At 71.6% G+C, this 5588-nt stretch carries 4 protein-coding genes and 2 pseudogenes; 3 read left to right on the top strand and 3 right to left on the bottom strand.

The window, feature by feature from the left end; translation table 11 throughout:
• A pseudogene (locus tag EEJ42_RS16870) lies at positions 1 to 426 on the bottom strand (hypothetical protein); the annotation flags it as partial.
• Positions 427 to 640: 214 nt separating this feature from the next.
• Between EEJ42_RS16870 and EEJ42_RS16865 the strand changes: the two are divergent.
• On the top strand, positions 641 to 1924 hold the full coding sequence (locus EEJ42_RS16865; RefSeq protein WP_123100741.1) for an adenylosuccinate synthase: 1284 nt from the start codon (positions 641 to 643) through the stop codon (positions 1922 to 1924).
• Between the two features lie 98 nt (positions 1925 to 2022).
• Here the strand turns inward: EEJ42_RS16865 and EEJ42_RS16860 are convergent.
• Positions 2023 to 3886: pseudogene (locus EEJ42_RS16860) on the bottom strand (protein kinase domain-containing protein).
• Between the two features lie 53 nt (positions 3887 to 3939).
• Complete coding sequence (locus EEJ42_RS50910) at positions 3940 to 4185, bottom strand: hypothetical protein (RefSeq protein WP_184503126.1); 246 nt, start codon at positions 4183 to 4185, stop codon at positions 3940 to 3942.
• Positions 4186 to 4271: 86 nt separating this feature from the next.
• On the opposite strand from EEJ42_RS50910, the gene EEJ42_RS54655 reads away from it, so the two are divergent.
• Together EEJ42_RS54655 and EEJ42_RS16850 are read left to right on the top strand one after the other, a co-directional pair.
• The gene (locus EEJ42_RS54655; RefSeq protein ID WP_184503125.1) at positions 4272 to 4598 is read left to right on the top strand and encodes a hypothetical protein; all 327 of its coding nucleotides are present in this window, start codon (positions 4272 to 4274) and stop codon (positions 4596 to 4598) included.
• A gap of 366 nt (positions 4599 to 4964) precedes the next feature.
• Positions 4965 to 5588: DUF4956 domain-containing protein (locus EEJ42_RS16850; protein WP_123100740.1), on the top strand; the 624-nt coding region annotated here is incomplete at its 3' end.

The raw sequence follows: 5588 nt of genomic DNA, 5'->3' as shown, positions 1-5588 counted from the left end.
CGTACCGCCCGCGCCGTCCCCGCCGGGGATGCGCAGGCCCCCGAGGACCACCCCGCCGCTCTCGTCCACCAGCAGGTCACGCGGGCGGGCGGCCCCGTCGAGCACGGTGCGCGCCGCCGCGACCGCGTCCGTCGGCACGCCGAGCGCATGGGCGAGGGCGACCGTGGCCGCCCCGCCCACGGGCACGACCGACAGCGCCGCGTCCGCCAGCTCGCGCTGCCGGTGGAGGAGCTCCACGACCCGCAGCAGGGCCCGGTCGTCGCCCACCACGACCGGCCGTCGGCCGCCGCGCCGGGCCAGCGCCCGCTCGACTTCCTCCGGGCCGTCCGGCAGGCAGATTTTCGTTTGCGCGCCCGCACACAGCACATCCTTCGCGATGCGCACCGACTCACCGTCCGTTCGCCGGGCGTTGGGGTCGATGACCATGAGCAGGCGGCGCCCCCGGACGGTGTCCGGCGGAGAGTGCCAGGGATCTGGAGCCGACACCTCGGTCCTTCCTCAGGTAATCTCTCGGTGCAAGAGCCCCTGTCGCTGTTGCGCCAGGGGCTTCGTCTATCCGGGGCACCGGTTCGACGGCTCTTGTGGTGACGCACGCCACCACGCACGTTGGACATGCCCCGCCCGGAAGGGGTGTACGCCTGTGCCCGCACTTGTGCTGCTCGGTGCTCAGTGGGGTGACGAGGGCAAGGGAAAGGCCACCGACCTGCTCGGTGGCTCGGTTGACTACGTGGTCCGTTACCAGGGCGGCAACAACGCGGGCCACACGGTGGTGGTCGGTGACCAGAAGTACGCCCTGCACCTGCTCCCGTCCGGCATCCTCTCGCCCGGATGTACCCCCGTCATCGGGAACGGCGTCGTCGTCGACCCCGCGGTCCTGCTCTCCGAGCTGAGCGGGCTGAACGAGCGCGGCGTCGACACGTCCAAGCTGCTGATCAGCGGTAACGCCCACCTGATCACGCCGTATCACACCACGATCGACAAGGTGACGGAACGCTTCCTCGGGAAGCGGAAGATCGGCACCACCGGCCGTGGCATCGGCCCGTCCTACGCCGACAAGATCAACCGCGTCGGCATCCGGGTCCAGGACATCTTCGACGAGTCCATCCTGCGGCAGAAGGTCGAGGCCGCGCTCGACTTCAAGAACCAGGTGCTCGCCAAGCTCTACAACCGCCGCGCCATCGCCGTGGACCAGGTGGTCGAGGAGCTGCTCGGCTACGCGGACCAGCTCCGCGGCTACGTCACCGACACCACCCTGATCCTCAACAACGCCGTCGACCAGGGCCAGGTCGTGCTCTTCGAGGGCGGCCAGGGCACGCTGCTCGACGTCGACCACGGCACGTACCCCTTCGTCACCTCCTCCAACCCGACCGCGGGCGGTGCCTGCACCGGTACGGGCGTCGGGCCGACGAAGATCAGCCGGGTGATCGGGATCCTGAAGGCGTACACCACGCGCGTCGGCGCGGGCCCCTTCCCGACCGAGCTGCTGGACGAGGACGGCGAGAAGCTGCGCACCATCGGCGGCGAGCGCGGCGTGACCACCGGCCGCGACCGGCGCTGCGGCTGGTTCGACGCGGTGATCGCGCGCTACGCGACCCGGGTCAACGGGCTCACCGACTTCTTCCTCACCAAGCTCGACGTGCTCACCGGCTGGGAGCGGATCCCGGTGTGCGTGGCGTACGAGATCGACGGGAAGCGCGTCGAGGAACTGCCGTACAGCCAGACCGACTTCCACCACGCCAAGCCGATCTACGAGACGCTGCCGGGCTGGTCGGAGGACATCACCCAGGCCAAGACCTTCGACGACCTGCCGAAGAACGCGCAGCGGTACGTGCAGGCGCTGGAGGAGATGTCCGGCGCGCCCATCTCGGCGATCGGCGTCGGCCCGGGCCGCGACGAGACGATCCAGATCAACTCGTTCCTCTGAGGCCCCGGCCCCCGGCCGACTCCATACGGCCCACTGCGTACGGCCCGCACGAACGGCGTCACCGCGCCGCGTGCGGGCCGTCGTGCGCGTCAGGCGCGTCAGCCCACGGGCGGGCCGAAGACCCCCGCGGGCACGGGCGGTTGCTGCTGCTGCCGCTGCGCCGCCCGGCGCCGCTCCTGCATCCCGGTCAGCTTCACCACCACGGTGATCGCCAGCACCGAGGCCAGCAGCGAGATGCCGTCGTCAGCGATATGACCGGCGACCCCGATCCGCTCGTCCAGGCTCCTGCTGCCTTCGACGGCCACTTCCAGGAGCCCGGCGGACGGGGCGGAGAAGCACATCAGCACGAACGCCGTCCACCACCAGTGCAGCGCCGCGCGGGGCACCCGTCCGGGGCCCGGACGAGCGCTGGCGGTCCAGATGTCGTTCGCGATCTGCTTGGGGATCCACAGCAGGGCGATCGGGATGAACCACGCCCCGACGGCGTAGCCGCTGCCGAACCGCAACCGGCCGGGGGACAGGGCCGTGGCGTTGACGTACGTACGCCGGAACCACACCAGCCACAGGATGACCAGCACCACCACGCACATGCCCAGGGCGCCGTCCAGCGAGGCGACCGCCTCCGCCCTGCGGTCGACCGCGGCGGCGCTCCCCTCGTCTTCGGCCAGGTCGCGGAGCGCGCCGAACTGCGACATCCGCAGATACAGATCGCTGATCGTCAACAGCATCCACACGACGAACACGGCCACCAGGGAGTTCCCCAGCGCGCGCACCGAGCGCACCTTCCGCCCCTGGTCCGGCGGGCCCGCCGGGGTCTGGTACCCGCCGCCCTGCTGCGGCGGCCAGGCCCCACCCACCGGGTACCCGTACGCCGCGGGGGCGCTCGGCGCGCCGTACGCCGACGGGGGGTGGGGCGTCGAGGGCCCGGAGACCGCGGCGCCCGGGCCCGCGCTCGGGTTCGCGTAGGCGCTCTGCGGCGGGGTGGGTGCCAGGGCCGTCGCCTGCTGATGCGGGTTCTCGGCCTCCAGCAGCTGGAGCGCGTCCCGGCCGAGCCGGGCCAGCAGCCCGCCCGGCAGCCAGGGCTCGGCGGGGTCGGGCGCGGCCGCCTCGGTGTACGCGATCAGGTCCGGCACGGACGGACGCTGCGCCGGGTCCTTGCTCAGACAGGCGGTGACCAGGCCCAGCAGCCCCTCGGGCAGCCCCTCCAGATCGGGCTCCTCCTGGGCTATTCGGTACATCAGCGCGTGGATGCCGCTGTNCCTGGGCTATTCGGTACATCAGCGCGTGGATGCCGCTGTCCACCCGGCCGAACGGCTGCCGCCCGGTGGCCGCGAACGCGAGCACCGACCCCAGGCAGAACACATCGCTCGCCGTGGTCACCGTCTCGCCGCGCACCTGCTCCGGCGACATGAACCCCGGCGAGCCGACGACCGCACCCGTCACGGTCAGATTGCTGTTGCCGCCGCCCACCGCGTCCAGGGCGCGGGCGATGCCGAAGTCGATGACCCGCGGGCCGTCGATCGTGATCAGGATGTTGGACGGCTTGAAGTCGCGGTGGATCAGCCCCGCGCCGTGGATGTCGCGCAGCGCCAGCGACAGACCGTGCGCCAGCACCCGCACCGACTGCTCGGGCAGCGCCCCGAAGTCCTCGGCCACCACCTCGTGCAGGGACGGTCCCCCGATGTACCCCGTGGCCACCCAGGGCACGGCGGCCTCGGTGTCGGCGTCGAGCACGGGCGCGGTCCACTGGCCGCCCACCCGTCTCGCCGCCTCCACCTCACGCTTGAAGCGGCCCCGGAAATCCGGTTGCCGGGCGAGTTCGGCCTGCACCAGCTTCACGGCGACGGTGCGGCCACGGGAAGAACGGGCGAGGTACACCTTGCCCATTCCGCCCTCGCCGAGCCTGCCGAGCAGTTGGTACTCGCCGATCCACCGCGGGTCCTGGGCCCCGAGGTTTTCCATCGCGGTGTGGCTCCTGTCCATGTGCCGATGGTCCCCGTACGCCGATCGGCCGATCAGTTGAGACGGGTGAAGGTCTGGGTCATGGTCTCATCGCTGAAGCTGTCCGGGTCTTCATACACGACCCGGAGCTCGTCCTTTCCAGACGCGGTGAAAGTGAGCGAGGTTCCCGCCTCGCACAGATCCTCCGGTGTGGCCTTCGTGACCTTGACGGGGCTCAGCACGAGGCTCTTCCCGACCGAGGCCGGCGTCCGCTTGCCCTCGCAGTGGTACTTCTTGCTGTCGCCGATCTCCTCGGCCACCGCGGTGCCGACCGCGCCTCGTGAGATGACGATCCGGGGCGTATCGGGGACGCGGCGGGCGTCTCCACGTCGAGCAGCTGCACCGCGTGGCGGCCGAGTTGGGCGACGAGGCCGCCCGGCAGCCAGGGTTCGGCGTCCGCGCCCGCATCGTCCTCCGGACCGGCGGTGCGGTCCAGCAGCCGGTCCAGGGCGGGGCGTTCCTCCGGGGCCTTCCGCAGGCAGTCGGTGACCAGATCGCGCAGGCCGTCCGGCAGCCCGGTCAGGTCGGGCTCCTCCTGGGCGATGCGGTACATCACCGCGTGCACACCGCTGTCGGCGGTGCCGAAGGGCTGGCGGCCGGTGGCGGCGAAGGCGAGCACCGAGCCGAGGCGGAAGACGTCGCCGGCGGGGGTGACGCGTTCGCCGCGGGGTGAGGCCGTTGCCGAGGATGCGCACGGTCCGTTCGGGCAGGGGACCGGACTCGGCGACGATGGCGTGCAGCGAGGGTCCGGCGAGCCGGTACTCGCCGATCCAGCGCGGGTCTTCCGCCCCCAGGTCTTCCATGCCGACGAACGTCCCCTTCCCTGATCCCCCTGATCAGCCCCCTGGAGAGAATAGAGGCGGCCGAGAGCGAAGTGGACGACGCGGACCATCGGTTATCGGTTCCGTATCCGCGCCGTATCCCCGGCGGGCGCCGTGGGCACGTTAACCCTCGCGAGGGGCGGGTTTAACCGCGTTGTCCCTAACGTCCACAGGGCGTTCCGGAAACACCGGACGTCCTGTTCGGGAAAGGGAATCCGATGAAGTCCACGGAGTCGTGGGGCGCGCTCGGCCTGCATCTGGCCCTCGACCTGGTCGCGGTGGGCGTGCTCACCTTCGCCGTCTATTACCCGCGACATCGGCGGCGCGATCTCATACCGGCCTATCTCGCCCTGAACGTCGCCCTGTTCGCGGTGGTCGCGGCACTCGCCCGGGTCGGCGGCAACGGCGGAATGGCGCTCGGCTTCGGCCTGTTCGGCGTGCTGTCCATGATCAGGCTGCGGTCCGACTCCATTCAGCACGAGGAGGTCGCGTACTACTTCACGACGCTGGTCCTCGGCCTGCTCAGCGGATTGCCGCACCTGGGCGCCGGACCCGCCGCCGCGCTGTGCGGACTGCTGCTGCTCGTCCTGTACGTCGCCGACCACCCACGGCTGCTGGCGGGCGCGCGGCGCAGCGTCGTCACCCTCGACACCGTGCACCGTGACCCCGCCGCGCTCCGCGCCGACCTCGCCGCCCGGCTCGGGGAGCCGCTGGACTGGCGGGTCGTCGAGGTCGACTACGTCCGCGATCTGACGGTCGTCGACGTGCGGTACCGCGAGCCCGCGCCCGGCCGCCCGGCCGCGCCGGTGCGCGGGTCCCTGCCCGTGCCCGCCGAGCGGCCC

It is taken from the genome of Streptomyces botrytidirepellens (assembly GCF_003721215.1).
Classification (GTDB): Bacteria; Actinomycetota; Actinomycetes; order Streptomycetales; family Streptomycetaceae; genus Streptomyces; species Streptomyces himastatinicus.
The sequence above is the reverse complement of the archived record's forward strand: the minus strand, read 5'-3'. Positions and strand labels throughout refer to the sequence as shown.